This is a genomic window from Bacillus sp. FJAT-27986 (genome assembly GCF_001685035.1).
In the GTDB taxonomy this organism is placed as follows: Bacteria; Bacillota; Bacilli; order Bacillales; family Pradoshiaceae; genus Pradoshia.
Map to the genome: position 1 here is coordinate 283344 of NZ_MAYV01000016.1, position 17795 is coordinate 301138.

The following is a 17795-nucleotide window of genomic DNA, read 5'->3' on the forward strand; positions in this document are numbered from 1 at the left end:
CATCTCCCCTGTAATCAATCTGTTTATTCCCAATCCTTCGCCATAATGATAAATCGATATGATTCTCCTCTTATGTCATTCATGAATTCTCCTACTTGTTGAAATCCTTCTCTTTTATACACTTTAATGGCCCGGTGATTAAAGTCGACTACCGCCAATTCTAAATGGTGATAATGAATAAGGAATCTCCCTTGCTCTACAATGGCATGGAAGAAAGCGGGACCATGTCCTTTTCCAGTCAGAGAGGGCTTCATCTGAATTCCAACTGCCAGTATCTCTGCTTCATACTCATCACTTACATCAAAAAACTCGCAGTTCCCTACAAGCTCCTCACATTCATTTACTACCGATAATTCTCGTTCTTTCTGAACACTTTGCCTAAAGCCATCTATCTTTTCTTGCTGAATCGAATTATCGTAAAACGAATACATATCATCGTACGTCCATGATAAGAACTCCTCTATATCCTCTTCGGTACGTTTTCTTAATAAATACTCCATCTTTTTTGCCTCTTATCTAATTGTATTTAGGTTGCTGCATTTCTTCGTTCATATTTCCAAAGAAGCCTAAACGATTTCCCCATGGATCTGTAAATGTGACCCATTTAACTGGTACGCCTTCACGGGAGTAGATGTCAAAAAAATCAATATGCAGCTCTTCCTTCATTCTTTGTCTTTCTTTTTCTATAGATGTAACCTCAAGCCGAAGCGGACCACTTCCTTCAGCCGGTGTCCCTTTAGCGACTTGCAGCCAACCCCCGGGAATTATCTCCCACTCCACAAAATCAGCATGAGGCACAAAATCTGGTGCCCTGTTCAAAAATACTTCATACCATCTCCTGCCTTGTTCAAAATCAGCCACACGGACCTGATAGGTCATTTCAGCTACCAAGAATATTTCACCCCCTTTAAGAGTTCATAATATTACAAAAATTTTGTATAAAACTTCAGAGGGCAACACACATACATAGTGATAAACGATTTATTTACTCTTAACTTAATAGATTCAAGCGGAAAGTACCTACATCAAAAATGGTATAATATTCTAAAGTGAGGTGGATTTTATGTTGAACATCGGTGACATCATTTTTCAGTTAATCTCAATTTTAGTTGTTATCTTTTTTATTGTTATGATTGTATCTTTCTTTCGTTCTTCAAAAAAACGGAAGGAACAGCTAGATCGAATTGAAAATAAATTAGATAAACTGTCAGAGCAATCAACTAAAAATCAGCTCGGTTTATAAGCCGGGCCTTTATGTTTTTCTTTGCGGGATCATTTTATAAAGCTATTACTAAACAAAACCAAGACAGCTACTAGTTCTTTTTACTCAAATCAAAACGAGTTATTTCTTCTTTGCCCAAGGATACAATTAAAGTTGCCTCCAGTGCGTTCTCTTTTAAATGTTCTATCTTGTCTAGAGAAGGTACTGAAAGAACTTCCTCTGTTTTTTCTTCAACGCCTAAATCATAATGGATGGTGAATTCTCCTGTTTCTTTTTCTTCAATAGTAGCAGTATAGGAATAGCCGAAACCCAAGCCTGAACCATCATAATCTGCCGGTTCAAAAATATTAAAGCCCATCACTTTATGAGAAGCCGATACTAATTTTTCGGCAGGTTCAATCCTAACCGTCAAGCCTACTCCTTTACTTACGTCTCCAACCTTTTTATTCCCTACATTTCTAATCACAAATGTGTAATACAGGGATGTGGGCACGACTTCTTTTCCTGCGTTCTCACCTTCTTGCAGAATAGTGGAGCCTGTTTCATTTTTATCATTCACAATATCTGCTTCTGCACTGACCAGTTCTAGATGCGTGTTGGTGGAGCAAGCGCTGAAAATGCTGATAACGACAAATAGGAAAGTAAACAACAAACTGAATCGTTTCATGCAACCTCCTTTTTTCCTGCCTATTGCGTTTGATAGGCGGAGAACCATTTTGAAGTTGGAAATTCCTCACACATGGTTAGATGAATAGCGATTGCTGCCTGGGAGCTGCTTGATCTTCTTCCAGGCTTCTACCTCATCTTTGTGCTGCTTCCCTTGATTGTTCGGGTCAGCAAAATAGTAACGGATAAATTGATTGTATTCAAATTGCGGGGAAATTTTTTTCGTATAGGATGGATCTTTTTTTCGTTTTTCTTCTTCATACCAAGCATTCACCGCCTCACGGTAGGTTTTCCCGACATGATTTTTAAAGTATTCCTGGATGTGGGTAGTAAAATGAAAGGTAGGAATAACCGTTTGAAAAAATGCTCTTACTTCTTGACTGCAACGGTGATTTTCTTTGATGATTGTATGGAGGTTTAAGATTTTTTCGGGTGTTTGTGGTTTTACATAGGCCTTACTGTTCTAATCGGCTTTTTTATTTCCCCTGTTTCAAGAAAGACTTCAATTCGATTGGAGATCTCTATCTTTGAGCCTAAAACAGCAAGTCCATTTTCTCTGCAAAATATTTGCAATTCTTCCTTCACCCAATAAAATTCTCTAAAACTTTGGACACTACTACTTCTAGTAAGCTTAGGTCTCAGTATAATCCACCTCCATATATATCCATTTAATTATAGAAAACTAGTACTTATTTAGCAACGTACATGACAAAAATGAATTTACTAAAATTAACAGGAGAAATATATTAGCCACGATTTTAATTATATGCTATAATCTAGTCAACCTTTAAAACTGTTATACTATTTTATGCTTTACTGTTTCAATTGCCTTGCTCTCTTCGCCTTGAGCAGGGCATTTTTATTTCTTCCACTAAACTACCTTATACCAGCACAAAAGAAGTTGATATACTAAGGTTTAAACCACCTTGGATTAATCCCCCGAAATTCATTTCTGAATATCCCAGTACATCTACCCGTTTTAATGTGGTTTACATTTCACGCCTGTTACACTAATTCTCTCAGCTGTATAATGTTCTACTTTTATATTATGAATAATGGATAATGCCATAGAACCATCTTGGATTAGCAATTACAGGTAATAGCTAATCAAGCATATTCGATGCTTTTTTTAAGCATAATGAAAAGATAAACAATAATGCAGTGTGAGAATTTTGGAGGATAGAAACGTGGATGAGATAAGTTTAAGCTTAATAGCAATAAAGGTACTGGTTGGATTTATATCTATAAACATCATACTCATTTTAACTGGAAGAACCTCCATTTCTCAATTAACACCAATTCATTTTGTTTTTATTCTATTGCTCGATGATTTTTTAGGACGTATCATCTATGAAAATAATGTAAGTATTTTAAAATATCTATATGCAATTGGAATATGGACTTTTTTAATGATTATTTTAGAGTATGCCACTCTTAAGTTTACAAAGATTAGATTTTTCATTCAGAGGAAGCCAGTTCTATTCATTAGAAATGGAATAATTGATTATAAAGCAGCCAAAAAAGCAAGGTTGGATGTAAATCAACTATTAAGCATGTTACGGCAAAAAAGTGTCTTTTCTGTAAGAGAAGTTGAATTTGCAATATTAGAATATAATGGTCAAATAAGTATCGCTCTGAAGTCTAAATATAAAAATCCAACAATCGAGGATTTAAACCTTACGGAAAAACAAGTCCTGCTACCGAGAACCCTTATTAGCGATGGGGAAATTATACGTGATAATTTAGCAGAATGTGGATTTGACGAAAATTGGTTGATTAGTGAGTTGAATAATAAAGGTTTTGATTTAAAAAGCATTTTTTATGCTGAGTGGAAAAATGATGAAGGGATACACATTTCACCTAAATAAAAACGCTGTGTATAAACGTTTTCTAGTAGAGATAGTTAGTTTTGCCGTACAATTTAGTTCTCAATCCTCAGGAAATACATATTCAAAATTCAAATGAATCATTCAACAAAGCTTAAACAAAAGAAAAACAGATCCTGTAACCAGGATCTGTTTTATTTATGTGTCGATCAGATTAGTTTTTTTGAACGTTAGTAGCTTGTGGTCCACGTTGACCTTGTTCTACTTCAAAAGTAACTTCTTGACCTTCGTCAAGTGTTTTGAAACCTTCACCTTGGATAGCTGAGAAGTGTACGAATACATCGTCTCCACCTTCGCGCTCGATAAATCCGAAACCTTTTTCTGCGTTAAACCATTTTACTTTACCATGTTCCATTTTTTGTTGCCTCCTAGTGTGCTAACACACAATTGTATTACTATCCTTGCTTTTCGATCGTAAGACGACAATAATTGTTCAACTTTCAACCGCATCAAACAAAAATAATTCTACCTAATAATAACAGGTTCTGAACGGAAGTGCAAACGATTACCTCAATTATTTTTAAATTTTTCTTCAAATCATGATTTTTTTGAAACTCTTTTGCAAGATTATACCTATTAAAGCGATGGTAAATAAAACAAATCATCAAAAATCACTTTTACAAAGACGGTTCAACGTTCATTATATAATGGTATATAGTGAAGAAAAGGAGCTGGTAAGAATAATGGAACAAAGCTATAAAGCGTTAATCGTAGATAAACAGGATGAACAAACAGCAATCAAATTCATACAAAAACCGTTACATACCCCACAAGATGGCGAAGTTCTCATAAAAGTAAAATATTCAGGTGTAAATTATAAGGATTGCCTAGCTACAATTCCGAATGGAAATATTGTGACTTCCTACCCAATGGTACCAGGCATCGACCTAGCAGGCACGATTATTTTATCGACTGACACTCGCTTTAAGGAAGGAGATGAGGTAATTGCCACAAGCTACGAAATCGGTGTATCCCGTGATGGAGGATATGCGGAATATGCTTATATTCCTGCTGATTGGGTTGTCTCATTGCCAAAAGGGCTCACTCTAAAAGAAGCAATGATCATTGGTACAGCTGGATTTACCGCCGCTTTATCCGTCCAGCGTTTGGAGGAAAATAAGGTAACTCCTGATCGAGGTCCTGTGATTGTTACTGGAGCTACAGGAGGCGTTGGCAGTTTCGCGGTCTCCTTCTTAGCAAAACTCGGATTTACCGTTGAAGCCAGCACAGGAAAATTAGAGGAAGCTGAGTACTTAAAATCCATCGGTGCTGCGAATGTGATCTCAAGGGATGAAGTATACAACGGTAAGGTTCGCGCCTTAGGGAAACAGCGTTGGGCCGCTGGAGTTGACCCTGTTGGCGGGGAACCTTTAGCATCTCTTTTAAGCCAAATTAAATATGGCGGTTCTGTTGCTGCCAGCGGACTGACGGCTGGCACGAAGATTCCCTCCTCCGTATTCCCATTTATATTAAGAGGGATTAATTTATTAGGCATTGATTCTGTACAATGCCCGATGAATACACGCCAACAAATTTGGGAACGTTTAGCTACGGATTTAAAGCTCAATCAGTATGAGAATCATATCCAGCAAGAAGTAAAGCTCGAAGAACTGCCAAATGTATTTCCTGTCCTTCTAAAAGGTGAAGCACGCGGCAGAACAATCGTTGTTTTCCCGGATTAAAGAACTCTATTCAACACCAATTCTTTTCAATAGAAGAATTGGTGTTTTTTTATGCACTAACCACCTATCTCTTTATTTTCCAGAGGAAATAAGTTGTTTAATTAGCACATTTTACTAACAATTGTTATAATGTTTTGATGTGTAAGAAAAGTATCTAAAAATCACCTTTTGAATACGTATCTTGCAAATATTAAAAAATAGGTGGTAAGAACCATGACAGAAAACAAACCATACAGAGTTTTGCTTTATTATTTTTATACTCCAATTGAAGATCCAGCTGCATTCGCGGCAGAACACCTTGCATTTTGTAAGGGGATTGAACTGAAAGGCCGTATACTTGTGGCCAAAGAAGGAATTAATGGTACGGTTTCCGGTACTGTGGAACAAACAAATGCTTATATGGATAAGATGAAGAACGATCCTCAATTCGAAGGGATTGTATTTAAAATAGATGAAGCGGACGGTCATGCGTTTAAAAAAATGCATGTGAGACCACGCCCTGAGCTTGTTCATTTATCTTTAGAAGATGATATTAATCCGAACGAATTAACTGGACAGTATTTGAGCCCAAAAGAATTTTTCGAGGGCTTACAGGATGAAAACACAATTGTTTTAGATGCGCGTAATGACTATGAATATGAACTTGGACATTTCCGCGGCGCCATCAAGCCGGACATTGAAACGTTCCGCGAGCTTCCTCAATGGGTTCGTGATAATAAAGAAATGTTTGAAGGAAAACGCGTCCTAACCTATTGTACAGGCGGAATCCGTTGTGAGAAATTTTCCGGTTGGTTAGTAAGAGAAGGATTTAAAGATGTCGGTCAGCTCCATGGCGGGATTGCCACATATGGGAAAGATCCGGAAGTACAAGGTCAATTATGGGATGGACAAATGTATGTATTCGATGAAAGAATCGCTGTTCCAATTAACCAAGTAGAACATGTGATCGTCGGAAGAGATCACTTCGATGGTGAACCGTGTGAACGCTACGTTAATTGTGCAAACCCTGAATGTAACGATCAAATTCTTTGCAGTGAAGAAAATGAGCATAAATATATGCGCAGCTGCACGGATGAATGTCGTGTACATCCTCGCAATCGTTATGTTGTAGAGCATAACCTAACTGAGGAAGAGGTTGCAGAAAGACTGCGTAAACTAGAATTAATTTCAGCTGAGTAATATAATTAAAGGAGACCTTTCGATTGAGAGGTCTCCTTTTAATTATACGATTATAACTTTTCATCTGCGGCTATTATAATCACCTTATTCCGCTCTCGAATTCTTCATAATAACCAAAATTATTGTTCCTGCAGTACTTTTTGCGGGGCTAGCTTACCTAAGTTATCATAAATCTCAGCCGCCATAACCTTATAGCCTTTTTCGGTCAGATGAATGCCATCTTCACTAATTAAATCCTTTAACTGACCTCTGTTTTTCAGCGCATTCCTTACATCAATCAGGAATACATCCATTTCTTCTGCTATATTTTTTACGGTTCGATTATACTTACTGTGCCAGTAGGCTATTCCCCCCACCTTGCATATCCATTGACTCACTTCTGTACCGAAACGCGTGGAAATTGTCTGATAATAGCGAGCCGGATCCAATGGAGGCAGCGTGGTTAAAACCGGTGTAATTCCATTTGATTTTAATTTGGTAATAAGCTCTTTTAAATTATTGGCATACCGTGATAGAGGCACTTTTGGCTGATGCTCGTCATTCGGTTTAGCCGCTACTTCCTTCCAAACAAAGTCACAATCATTCCCGCCAATCCCAATAATCACGTAGGTCGGTTCTTCTTGAATAACATCCTTTTCAAGTCTGGATAAAAGTAAATCAGAGTTATCATTGAATACTCCCTTATTGATCACTTCTGCCCGGCTAATCTCTGGATTCAATTTATCCTCTGACATAAGCTTTTGTAAATAGGCAGGATAATTATTTCTTAAAATTCTCAAACGACCCTTAACATAGGATACTCCCCTAGTTAAACTATCACCAAAGCATATTAATTTCATAGGCCATCCCTCATATCTCTTAGTAGTTTCTGTGTTGCAAAGCATGATAATCCTTTGTTACTTTAATTATATCAAGAATATTTCAAAAATTACTTGATAGATGTTTATATTCTTATAGATTAAAATTTGCCGTTATAAAAAATAGTAAATGAGTGAATGAATATGAATCCAACCAACCATATAAATAGATTCTTTTATTTAGCAGCCATTACTCTATGTATCATTCTCGGATTAGCTTCCCGTATATATAGTTCGATCCTGCATACTTTTGTAGCTCAGCATGCCGGAGATGCTTTATAGGCAATGATGGTCTATTTTGGGTTTCGATTTCTTTTCGTTCAAAAGAAACCATTTACTGCTTTTTGGTTCAGCGTCCTATTCAGCTTCGGGATTGAATTCAGCCAGTTATATCAAGCAGCATGGATCAACCAAATACGAAACACAACCATCGGGGCTTTAATCCTCGGTAAGGGATTTCTGTGGATAGATCTATTGCGGTATACACTGGGTATTATGATGGCAGTAATCATAGATTGGTCGAAAATAAACTCTATTAAAACAAATAAATGATAAATTCAATCAGCCTACCTTTCCTCTTCTGATATAGACATCCTATATAATAATCTGTCTATGTGATAAATCCCCTTCCAGGACGATGTTAAAACCATCTTCCTCTATCTTTACAACAGTAAGACTCGTATCATGGATAAAAGGAGGATCCCATAGGCTCTCAATAGAGGTGTTTTTGAAAATAGAATAGAAGCATTTTATGACAACGGAGTGAGTAACAATCAGGATATTGCCTGTTTTATATTCTTGCTGAATCCGATTCAATGCGTTCATCGCTCGTTCTTTCACCTCATCAAACGTTTCCCCTTTTACAGGCTTATATAAATGAGGATTGTTCCAGAAAGCATCAAACTCGTCCGGATAGGTAGCCCTAATGGCTCCCTGTGTTTCTCCCTCCCATTCTCCCATATTGATTTCCTGTAAATTTTCATCAAAGACTAGCGGAATATCCCGATTACCCTTAATATAAGCTGCTGTATCTGCTGCTCTGCCACTCGGGCTTGAATAAATAGCTGTTAAATCAATATCCTGCAGTCCTTTGCTCAGTGAAATCGCATTTTGTACACCTTTTACTGTTAAAGGTGAATCTAATCTTCCCTGCATTCTTTTCTCCGTATTCCAAACTGTTTCTCCATGCCTGGTTATATAGAGTGTAATCAAAATTCCCAGCCCCCTAAATCAACGTTACTCTGTATTCTTTATAGTATCTCAGTCCTATTCTTGCAGATTCCTTTCTGGCAGTAAGTCCACTTCATTTATTCGACCCTTCATTGCCAAACCCCTCTTTGAGCCAAAAATAATATGTAACCTTCCATGGCTTAAAATGGTATTATTAGTTTATTATTTCGTATGGCATATGCACATGAATCTTGAATTAGCCGCTCTATCCAAATTCTTTATTGAAACCGAATTTAAAGTAATCGATAGCGAGGCGAGCGAGCAAGATGTCATAGAATGGTGGAGGGAAATGACTGAGGAAGGACACGAAGGCATTGTCATCAAGCCTGAAACTTTTATCGCTAAAGAACGAGGCAAGCTGTTGCAGCCCGCTATTAAAGTAAGAGGCAGAAAATATTTATCAATTATTTATGGGATGGATTATTTATCCCCCGCTAATCTAGCACGCTTGAAAAATAGAAACACCTCCAAAAAACAAAAGTTGGCGTTACGTGAATTTGTTCTGGGAGTTGAAGGCATTCGCCGCTTTGTCAACGGAGATTCCCTGCAGCGCGTACATGAATGTGTCCTTGGCACACTCTCTCTCGAATCAGACCCGGTCGACCCAAGGCTGTAAGATACAGAACGAAGGAAGATGAACCTGTTGTGATTGCCAGGTTCATCTTCCTTTAGGTAAAACTATAATGATAACTATCACAATTAATATTTTCGTTTCAACTGTTCAGCAGTATAATAGGTTGATATAAAAGAATGTTATAGTAGAAAGAAGTGTAAGCATGGAGAATCAAGCAAAAGAGAAAAAGCTCGGCATTTTAGCTGGTGGCGGAGCTTATTTTTTATGGGGATGCCTACCGGTCTATTGGAAATTAGCCGGTGATGTATCTGATTTGGAAATCCTGGCACACCGTATTTTATGGTCCTTTGTGTTTATGGTGCTGCTCGTCTTTTGTTTCGGAAAGTCAAAGGATGTTTTTGGGGAAATCACCACCATCCTTAAACAGCCTAAATTGACGTTAGCAATCACCCTGGCAACCCTATTAATCTCAGCCAACTGGTTTATCTTTATTTTTTCAGTCAATAGCAATAATATCTTATCCGCCAGCATGGGCTATTATATCAATCCAATCGTCAATGTCATACTGGCAACCATCTTCCTAAAGGAAAGGCTGAGCAATGGCGAAAAGATAGCTGTATTATCTGCGGCAATTGGCGTAATCATTCTGACATGGAGCCAGGGCTCAATCCCGTGGCCTGCTATATGCATGGCAATGACCTTCGGATTATATGGACTCATTAAGAAAATGGTTCAAATCAATCCGTGGACAGGCTTAACACTCGAAACGATGATCATTGCACCATTCGCGCTCATTTATCTGTTATTCTTTGCTGAGCATTCCTTTTTATCATACAGTACCCAAGTTGATTTAGTTCTTATGGGAGCGGGGATTGTAACCGCAATTCCGTTATTGCTGTTTGCCGAAGGAACGAAACGAATCAGTTATACGATGATTGGATTTTTACAGTATTTAGCTCCAACCCTCATGCTAGTGATGGCTGTCGTGATCTACGATGAAACATTCACCCTGATTCAAGGTATATCATTCCTGTTTATCTGGATTGCCTTAATCATTTATACAGCATCCAATCTGTTCAGATCCGCAAAGAGCAGAAAAGCTGCAGCGAATTAATGTATTTCGTATGGATGGACCGGTGGAGGAAACTAAGATGTTTCCTCCACCGGTTTTTTCGTTTGTAGCGTAAGGCGGCTTAACGTGTGTCTCTGTTGCTGGCTAAATAATGCGCCAGATGCTATTTTTTCATTGAATTCAACGAGGGATGCTAACTAGATTGCCAGTTTCAAGAGGTAATTCTCTCTATTAGGTGATATGGAATCAAAGATTTCAAGCAATCGAGCCGAATTCTATTGTAATGGAGCCGATTACGAGAATAATAGAGCCAAACTCAGTCTTAATCAAGCCGACCTAGACTATAATTGAGCGAAAACAGCCAATAATTGGGCCAACCCTCATTTTTATGAGCGAAAGTATAAGCAATCGAGCGAAAATTTTACCCATTGAGCGTGCATAACAGTGATTGAGCGAATCTATCAAACTATACACTAATTACTCCTGAAAAAGTACCCCTCTCTTACACCACAAAAAAGAGATGTCGATCAGCCCCCGAAAGACTAATCTAAACATCTCTTTTCATGCTTCTACTTAAAAATAAGCAAGTTGATATTGTTCATAATACTGCTCAAGTTCATCCACAGTAGTTTTATAAAGAGGAAGCGGGTCGGATTCATCTCCATCAAAAATAAAGTCTAAATCCTGTTCGCTTACTTTTTTGAACATGAAGGATGTATCCTCCACATCTGTAATCACTGTAATATATTCAGAGTCGGAGTCTTCTATGTTCAGTTCCAATACAAGCTCTTCCTCTTCATCATACATGACAAGATACCCCATATTACGATCGGCACCCGTAATGATTTCGAAAAAGTATGGACCATATTCCTCTCCATACCCATCCAACTTCTCCTCTTCCGTGCCCTCTACTCCCCAAATACCGTCTATATCTGCGAGAGATAATGTCTTGCTATAGACCAGCTGATTACCGTAATAAATCCTCGTATAGGAATCAGCATGGTCAAATGTCTGTAGTTCATCCGTGTCATGAACACTTACGGATTTTATTTGGCCATCCTCGGTATTGTAAACGACATGGTCCACATATGACACGAAACCGGTGACATCATCCGCTATTTTCTTTCCATCTAGAATTAAAGAATGATTAGCAGATAAATAAATAATTTTATCATCTACAATGGACCAGCAAAGCCGGCTGCTGGAATCCATCATCACATTGGGGGCAATTTCCTCAGGAACACCTGAATCTTTTACTTTATACATCGCCTGTGTCTCATCTAAATAATAGATATCATCATTGAGTATAAAGAAGTCCACAACTCCCTCTGCGAGTAAATCAGATTTCTGATCTTCCATCTGCTTCATAAGCAATTGCTGATTTCCATTTAAATAAATATAGGAATCTTCCTTCATTTCATAATCGAGAACATCAGAAGCGACTCGAACTGGTTCATTTTCAGCAGATAGGCTGTAAAGCTCCCCTATATCACCCTGATAATCTGCTAAATAGGAATAGTGCCCAGAATCATCAACCTGAAATCCCCCGTAATCATGGCTATCTGCATGAAGATGGACATTCTCAGTCTTTTCTAAATCCCTGATGTATAATTCACCATCATCCGTACTGATGAGTAACCTGGTACCACCCTCTGATTCCTGGAAATTAACCACCTTTGAAGCGATTTTTTCTTCACCGCTATCTTTTGTAAAAATATATAAGTCCATATTTTCATTGATATAGAATAATCGTTTACCGTCTATAGATAATCTGTATTGGACAATATCTGAACGAACTTTCCGAGGTTTACTCTCATCAAAGATTACGTATAACTGATTATTTTCATCAGTCAAATAGGCAAGAGTGCTCTCATCAAAGGAAAGCAGATACGGTATTCTACTGGCAGAAACCTGTTTAGCTATTCTTTTTTTCTCCCCATCTTTATAGCTGTACAAATCATCGTCACCATTTATATACATGAGCCCGCGATGCTCATCCCGATAATGAATCGTATCCTCCCTAACATTTGAATCAACCTTTTCGATATCAGACTCATGTTCTTTCATATACAGGTCCGTACCTTTTAACATAATATACGCATCATCATTCACTTCATGCTCCCGATAAGTGGAAGTACCATTCTTGTCCGAACAACCTGTAAGAACAATCAATAAGCATAGAGAAAACAACATCGATGGTATCTTAATAGCCAAAGAACTCCCCTCTTCCAAATATATTAATAGATAAAAAAATTATATCATAATAATAATTATTATTTTAATATTATAAATAATTATAAAATTACATTCTGGTTAGAAAGCAGAGGCTCCTGAAGAAATTGTTTGGCTTATAAATAATCAGATACCGCATCTTACTTACATCAGTCTTGAAAAGCCTATACACATTTTTTGATCATCTATTTCGTTACATTTAGCTTACTTTTCCCAGGCGGATGAACGATGTTTTTTGTTTTGAAAGAGTATGGTATAACTAACAATAGAGATAGAAAGAAGGAGTATAGATATGAAGTGGAATCAGCAAACCATTAAAATCAATAATAAACTAAAAATATTGGAGTCCATTCGAGATAATGCACCTATATCAAGAGCTGATTTAGCGCAAAAACTCGGCCTGACAAAGGGCACGGTCTCCACCCTTGTCAACGAGCTTTTGGAAGCGAATATCTGTTATGAAACGGGGCCAGGGGAATCGAGTGGCGGCAGGCGTCCGGTCATGCTTCTTTTTCAACATTCGGCTGCTCATGTGATTGGTATTGATATTGGAGTGAATTACATACTTGGCGTTCTTACAGACCTTAATGGCAACATCATTAAAGAACTCAAACAGCCAGCTATGAATCCAAACTATGACGAAGCTGTACAGATTATAAATGAGTTAATTCGTTCTCTCCTCACTTCAGCTCCTGATAGTACATATGGGGTCGTTGGGATTGGGCTGGCTGTTCCAGGAATGGTGAACATAGACGGGGAACTTCTGCTCGCTCCTAATTTAGATTGGAAGCAAAAGCAATTAAAGAACCAAATCCAGGACGAATTTAATCTGCCTGTCATAATCGAAAATGAAGCAAATGCAGGTGCCTTTGCGGAGAAAATGATAGGTCCCGGACAATCATCAAACAATACGGTTTATATAAGTGCCGGAATTGGAATAGGAGTTGGAATGATCTTAAACGGTGAACTCTACCGTGGATCTAATGGGTTTGCCGGTGAAATGGGCCATATGATCATTCAATATGATGGATTGCCATGTTCATGCGGAAGTAAAGGGTGCTGGGAATTATATGCTTCTGAAAAGGCATTGATTAAAAAGGCTTCCACCCTGCTTCCATCAAGTGAAGAATGGACGCTCGAAAAATTAATTGAACAAGCAGAGAACAATAAACAGATACAAGCAATCTTTACCGAAACAGCAAAGTACCTTGGAATCGGTATTGCCAACATCGCAAACACGTTGAATCCCGAGCAAATCATTATCGGAAACCGCCTTGCTATGGCAAAAGATTTATTGAAAAATGAAGTTGAACATGTTGTAAAAGAATGTGCCCTGGATGCTTCTAAATCCCAGCTGCAGATTCAGTTTTCCAATTTATCCATCTATTCAGCTGCTCCTGGAGTCTCAGCCTTCGCAGTTGAAAATTTTGTCCAATTGGTTTGTAAACAATCAAAGGTTAACCTATAAGGTTGGCCTTTTTTATTGCCTCCCGTAACAAAGTGGATAAGAATGATTAAGTAGAAGTACTGGAAACAAAACATTTAGACTAGCAAAATCCAATTCTAAAGGTATCTATACAGTCAAAAGAAAAATCACAAAAAAAGGAACTGTATGAGCGATCACCGTAAAGTAGAGCCAGCAATATCAGTTCCAAGGTAACTAAAGTCGTAAGATCCATAACACTAGTATGTTGCCGCATACGTTGATGAACGTCATTTTTTACCTATAAAGGTAGATTAACATTCTCCAATTCTATTCAATAACCAACATGTTGGACTCATCAAATTGCCACATCTCACCATATGCCACTTCCCAATAATATCCGTCCGGATCTGTAAAATAACCGCCATATCCGCCCCAGTCTGTCTTTTCCGGCTGTTTCACAATCTTTGCGCCAACCTGCTCCACTTTTGCCATAAAACGGTCTACCTCCTCGGCTGATTTCGCATTATAGCCTAGCGTAATTCCCGAAAAAGCAGAAGTTAAATTTGGTGGATTATTCTTATCAAGATCACGTGCCAAATCCTCCAATGGATACAAGGAAATACGAGACCCTTCATTTCTAAAGAAAATCACATGCGGACTAGATTCCGGCCCAACCACGGACATGTCGAACCCCAATTCTTTATAAAACCGATATGATTCTATGATATTCCTTGTCCCTAGTGTCACTAAGTTTAATCGATTCATTTTTTCTCCTCCTAAATGGTTTACTCTATTAGTTCGATATCGAGTATTCTTTTCCTGTTTAAAATAGATAAAAACAAAAAAACCTGCTTCGCGAAGCAGGCCTTCTTTTCTTCCTATGGATTTTTCACATTAAAGGTGTCCCCATCCTCTAAATTCCCGGAATTAAATCCTTTTTTAAACCAGCGCATCCGCTGTTCAGATGAACCATGAGTAAAACTCTCCGGAACCACATACCCTTGAGCCCTTTTTTGGATTGTATCATCGCCAACAGCACTGGCTGCTGTGATAGCCTCCTCCAAATCCCCTTCCTCAAGTAAATCCATACTCTCTGCATGATGAGCCCATACACCGGCTAAATAATCAGCCTGTAATTCAAACCGTACTGAATAGTCATTAGAGCTTGTACGCTGCTGATTTTTGTCGGTTTCCAATAAGGTTTGTACATGGTGGCCGACTTCATGGGCGACAACATAGGCCATCGCAAAATCACCCGGTGCTTGAAACTCCCTTTTCAGCTCATTATAAAAGCTTAAATCTATGTAAAGCTTATGATCTCCTGGGCAATAGAATGGGCCAACAGATGACCCAGCCGTTCCACAGGCTGATTGAACACTGTCATTATAGATAACGAGAGTAGGCTCTTCATATACCAACCCTTCTTCTTTAAAAAGCTTAGTCCAAACCTTCTCAGTATCAGCTAAAACGACTGATACAAATTCAGCGAGTTCCTCTTCTTCCTGCGTTCCAACATACTCAGTATTTGTAGTATTGGTAGATGTTCCTCCTCCCAGCTGATTCAATAGTTCAGCAGGATTTCCACCTAGAAACGTAATCACCAACAATAGTATAATACCGCCAATCCCACCGCCGATGATCCCTTTACTGCTCATCCCTCTGCGGTCTTCCACGTTTGTACTGGCCCTTCTGCCTTTCCATTTCATACAATACCCTCCCAATCCTCTCTAATCCTATCTATTGCTTATACCCATAATTAAATGGAAGTAATTCATCGGATTGGTAGATTAGCTTATTTCATATCTGTAATATAGATGGGGCAAATCTCTCACACTGTTCATGCTTTCTAGTAATATTTTATTATTTTCTTTGAAAATTATTAAATTGAGTACTAATTTACAGCAAAGGGTATATATTTTATATAAAGAAGTATAAAAATCAATGATAAAGGATGTTTAAAGATGAAAACATTCAAGGTTGGTAATCCCGTATTTATTATGGAAAAAGGCGAAAAGGTAGAAGGGGTCATTGCCCAAATTGACAATACCAGGCAAACAGCTACTGTCTATTTCAGAAAACCAGTTTATAACCTAAGGAAAAGAACATTTCGGTACGATTATCTCCACAGCTTAGACGAAACAGCCCTAGAAACGGACGACTACTTAGACCTTATGAACCTGGCCAAGTCTTTGGGCCAAAAAGAACTTTACGAAGATTTTATGACAGACTTAAGAAATCTTAATACACACTAACCCCGGCTTACTAATCTCACATCTTAAGATTTACACCTCTACTAAACAATCTACTATCATAAATAGAAATTATATTACCTTCTAAATTTAATAGAGATATTATCTACCTAAGCAGGACAAGGATTAGTAAGCTGGAATCATTATTATAAAGTCAATTTTTATATAAAATCGTCTTAGAGTGGATTACCATTAATACAACATTCATAAAATAAGAAAAACCAGCTTGAGGGAATTAATCCACCCAAGCTGGTTTTCTATTAATTAGTATTCGCTTATTCTGAAAGCTTAGTGTTTTCTTTTCCAAACATACAAGCCGCTACCAGCGATAAGGAATACACCTAAAACCAACAGAATATTTAATGTAGATTGGCCAGTTTTAGGATTTTCAATGAAGTTTTGTACTACTTCAATAATAGTTGGTTCTTTAGGATCTGGTGTAACAACTGCAGCATCCTCTTCAGATACTGTAACTGTTACAGAACCTTCCTCAACTATTTCCTTGCCATCGATAACCACTTTTGCTACCGCAACGTTCGTTAATTCTCCTACGTTTTCAGTAGTAGCCACATGTTTGACTGTAAATGTTTTAGTTTTGCCAACTTCAAGTTTCTCGATGACAGTATCAAGACCAACCATTTCGTCGACTACCTTCACATCAGTCAAGGCTTTATTGCCTGTGTTGGTTACATTGATTGTGTAAGTGATCGTTTCCCCAACTTTAACCTCTTCTTTATCAGCGGTTTTATCCACTTCAAGAGCGTAAGTTGGATCAACTGTGATAATTGCTTCATCAATAATTGGATCCATGTCCACACCTTTTACAGTTGCAATTATCACATTTTTGTATACTGTATCCGCAAGGTCTGTTTCTGGAATGACATAGGTAGCTGTGAATGTAGCACTTTCACCAACTCTAAGATCAATTGGACCTGTGTAGCCTTCAAGTTTCAATTGTTCAATACTGTCATCTCCATTTTTACTGAAGATTCCCTTAAGAGTAATACCTGGCAAATCAACATTACCATTGTTCTTAACAGTAATTGTATATTTTACAGTGTCACCTGGTTTGTATTGAGACTTTTCTGCTGTTTTGGATACTTCAAGGCTAGGTTTTGCTTCAATCACAACATCTGCTTGAGAATCTTCTGTTAGACCTCCAGCTGTCACAGTTGCCACGTTCGGATACGTTCCTGCTTTAATATCCTTGTCAATCGTATGAGTCGCTGTGAAGATGACTTCATCTTGATGCGCGATGTTAAACTCTTCACCGGCATAGATTTTTGTCTCTTCTCCCACTTGGTACGTCAACTCGATCTCACCCATACTGAACTCATCAGTTAATGTTACACCTTCCAAATCCGTATTACCGGTATTTTTCACGGTGATTTTATAGGTGACTTCATCTCCAGCTTTCGCTGTGACTTCTTTTTCGCCATTGACGGTCTTGTCTACTGAGAAGCCTGGGTCTTCCTTCACTGTTACGTCTGCTTGAGAATCTTCAGTTAGATCCCCGGCTG

The 17795-nt window shown here is 38.1% G+C and carries 19 protein-coding genes and 1 pseudogene; 9 read left to right on the top strand and 11 right to left on the bottom strand.

Annotated elements, in window-relative coordinates; all coding sequences use genetic code 11:
- Window positions 1-23 precede the first annotated feature (23 nt).
- Both A8L44_RS14430 and A8L44_RS14435 read right to left on the bottom strand, forming a co-directional pair.
- Window positions 24-500, bottom strand: a complete 477-nt coding sequence (locus A8L44_RS14430) for a GNAT family N-acetyltransferase (protein WP_066107758.1) — start codon at window positions 498-500, stop codon at window positions 24-26.
- A 16-nt stretch (window positions 501-516) separates the two neighbouring features.
- On the bottom strand, window positions 517-891 hold the full coding sequence (locus tag A8L44_RS14435) for a VOC family protein (RefSeq protein WP_066107761.1): 375 nt from the start codon (window positions 889-891) through the stop codon (window positions 517-519).
- A 172-nt stretch (window positions 892-1063) separates the two neighbouring features.
- Between A8L44_RS14435 and A8L44_RS14440 the strand changes: the two genes are divergently transcribed.
- Complete coding sequence (locus A8L44_RS14440; protein ID WP_066107764.1) at window positions 1064-1243, top strand: DUF4083 family protein; 180 nt, start codon at window positions 1064-1066, stop codon at window positions 1241-1243.
- 70 nt (window positions 1244-1313) lie between these two features.
- Here the strand turns inward: A8L44_RS14440 and A8L44_RS14445 are convergent, their stop codons facing one another.
- The gene (locus A8L44_RS14445) at window positions 1314-1889 is read right to left on the bottom strand and encodes a hypothetical protein (protein ID WP_066107767.1); all 576 of its coding nucleotides are present in this window, start codon (window positions 1887-1889) and stop codon (window positions 1314-1316) included.
- Window positions 1890-1955: 66 nt separating this feature from the next.
- A pseudogene (locus A8L44_RS19565) lies at window positions 1956-2530 on the bottom strand (DUF6434 domain-containing protein).
- A gap of 545 nt (window positions 2531-3075) precedes the next feature.
- On the opposite strand from A8L44_RS19565, the gene A8L44_RS14455 reads away from it, so the two are divergent.
- Window positions 3076-3756, top strand: a complete 681-nt coding sequence (locus A8L44_RS14455; protein ID WP_066107770.1) for a DUF421 domain-containing protein — start codon at window positions 3076-3078, stop codon at window positions 3754-3756.
- A 172-nt stretch (window positions 3757-3928) separates the two neighbouring features.
- Here the strand turns inward: A8L44_RS14455 and A8L44_RS14460 are convergent, their stop codons facing one another.
- A complete protein-coding gene (locus A8L44_RS14460) occupies window positions 3929-4129 on the bottom strand; it encodes a cold-shock protein (RefSeq protein ID WP_066107773.1) in 201 nt (66 codons plus the stop codon).
- A gap of 328 nt (window positions 4130-4457) precedes the next feature.
- On the opposite strand from A8L44_RS14460, the gene A8L44_RS14465 reads away from it, so the two are divergent.
- Complete coding sequence (locus A8L44_RS14465; protein ID WP_066107774.1) at window positions 4458-5456, top strand: acrylyl-CoA reductase family protein; 999 nt, start codon at window positions 4458-4460, stop codon at window positions 5454-5456.
- Between the two features lie 213 nt (window positions 5457-5669).
- Window positions 5670-6635 carry an oxygen-dependent tRNA uridine(34) hydroxylase TrhO gene (gene trhO, locus A8L44_RS14470; RefSeq protein WP_066107775.1) on the top strand — a complete coding sequence of 322 codons (966 nt, stop codon included), beginning with the start codon at window positions 5670-5672 and terminating at the stop codon, window positions 6633-6635.
- Window positions 6636-6754: 119 nt separating this feature from the next.
- Here trhO and A8L44_RS14475 read toward each other — a convergent pair whose 3' ends face one another.
- Window positions 6755-7474, bottom strand: coding sequence for an SGNH/GDSL hydrolase family protein (locus A8L44_RS14475; protein WP_066107778.1), 720 nt, complete (start codon window positions 7472-7474; stop codon window positions 6755-6757).
- A gap of 303 nt (window positions 7475-7777) precedes the next feature.
- Between A8L44_RS14475 and A8L44_RS14480 the strand changes: the two genes are divergently transcribed.
- Window positions 7778-8044 carry a ribosomal maturation YjgA family protein gene (locus tag A8L44_RS14480; RefSeq protein ID WP_306821545.1) on the top strand — a complete coding sequence of 89 codons (267 nt, stop codon included), beginning with the start codon at window positions 7778-7780 and terminating at the stop codon, window positions 8042-8044.
- Window positions 8045-8086: 42 nt separating this feature from the next.
- Here A8L44_RS14480 and A8L44_RS14485 read toward each other — a convergent pair whose 3' ends face one another.
- Entirely contained in the window at window positions 8087-8704 is a 618-nt protein-coding gene (locus A8L44_RS14485; protein WP_066107781.1) for a histidine phosphatase family protein, read from the bottom strand.
- Between the two features lie 196 nt (window positions 8705-8900).
- Between A8L44_RS14485 and A8L44_RS14490 the strand changes: the two genes are divergently transcribed.
- Together A8L44_RS14490 and rarD are read left to right on the top strand one after the other, a co-directional pair.
- Window positions 8901-9338 carry a hypothetical protein gene (locus A8L44_RS14490; RefSeq protein ID WP_302621344.1) on the top strand — a complete coding sequence of 146 codons (438 nt, stop codon included), beginning with the start codon at window positions 8901-8903 and terminating at the stop codon, window positions 9336-9338.
- Between the two features lie 160 nt (window positions 9339-9498).
- The gene (rarD, locus tag A8L44_RS14495; RefSeq protein ID WP_066107787.1) at window positions 9499-10410 is read left to right on the top strand and encodes an EamA family transporter RarD; all 912 of its coding nucleotides are present in this window, start codon (window positions 9499-9501) and stop codon (window positions 10408-10410) included.
- 531 nt (window positions 10411-10941) lie between these two features.
- On the opposite strand, the gene A8L44_RS14500 is transcribed toward rarD, so the two are convergent.
- Window positions 10942-12582, bottom strand: a complete 1641-nt coding sequence (locus tag A8L44_RS14500; protein WP_066107790.1) for a hypothetical protein — start codon at window positions 12580-12582, stop codon at window positions 10942-10944.
- A 310-nt stretch (window positions 12583-12892) separates the two neighbouring features.
- On the opposite strand from A8L44_RS14500, the gene A8L44_RS14505 reads away from it, so the two are divergent.
- On the top strand, window positions 12893-14068 hold the full coding sequence (locus tag A8L44_RS14505) for an ROK family transcriptional regulator (protein ID WP_066107792.1): 1176 nt from the start codon (window positions 12893-12895) through the stop codon (window positions 14066-14068).
- A 285-nt stretch (window positions 14069-14353) separates the two neighbouring features.
- Here the strand turns inward: A8L44_RS14505 and A8L44_RS14510 are convergent, their stop codons facing one another.
- Together A8L44_RS14510 and ypfJ are read right to left on the bottom strand one after the other, a co-directional pair.
- Window positions 14354-14791: a VOC family protein gene (locus tag A8L44_RS14510; RefSeq protein ID WP_066107795.1), complete on the bottom strand. Its 438-nt coding sequence runs from the start codon at window positions 14789-14791 to the stop codon at window positions 14354-14356.
- 113 nt (window positions 14792-14904) lie between these two features.
- The gene (ypfJ, locus tag A8L44_RS14515) at window positions 14905-15732 is read right to left on the bottom strand and encodes a KPN_02809 family neutral zinc metallopeptidase (protein ID WP_066107798.1); all 828 of its coding nucleotides are present in this window, start codon (window positions 15730-15732) and stop codon (window positions 14905-14907) included.
- A gap of 255 nt (window positions 15733-15987) precedes the next feature.
- On the opposite strand from ypfJ, the gene A8L44_RS14520 reads away from it, so the two are divergent.
- A complete protein-coding gene (locus tag A8L44_RS14520; RefSeq protein WP_066107799.1) occupies window positions 15988-16278 on the top strand; it encodes a hypothetical protein in 291 nt (96 codons plus the stop codon).
- 285 nt (window positions 16279-16563) lie between these two features.
- Here the strand turns inward: A8L44_RS14520 and A8L44_RS14525 are convergent.
- A partial coding sequence (locus A8L44_RS14525; RefSeq protein WP_139063865.1) for a COG1361 S-layer family protein occupies window positions 16564-17795 on the bottom strand: 1232 nt, incomplete at its 5' end.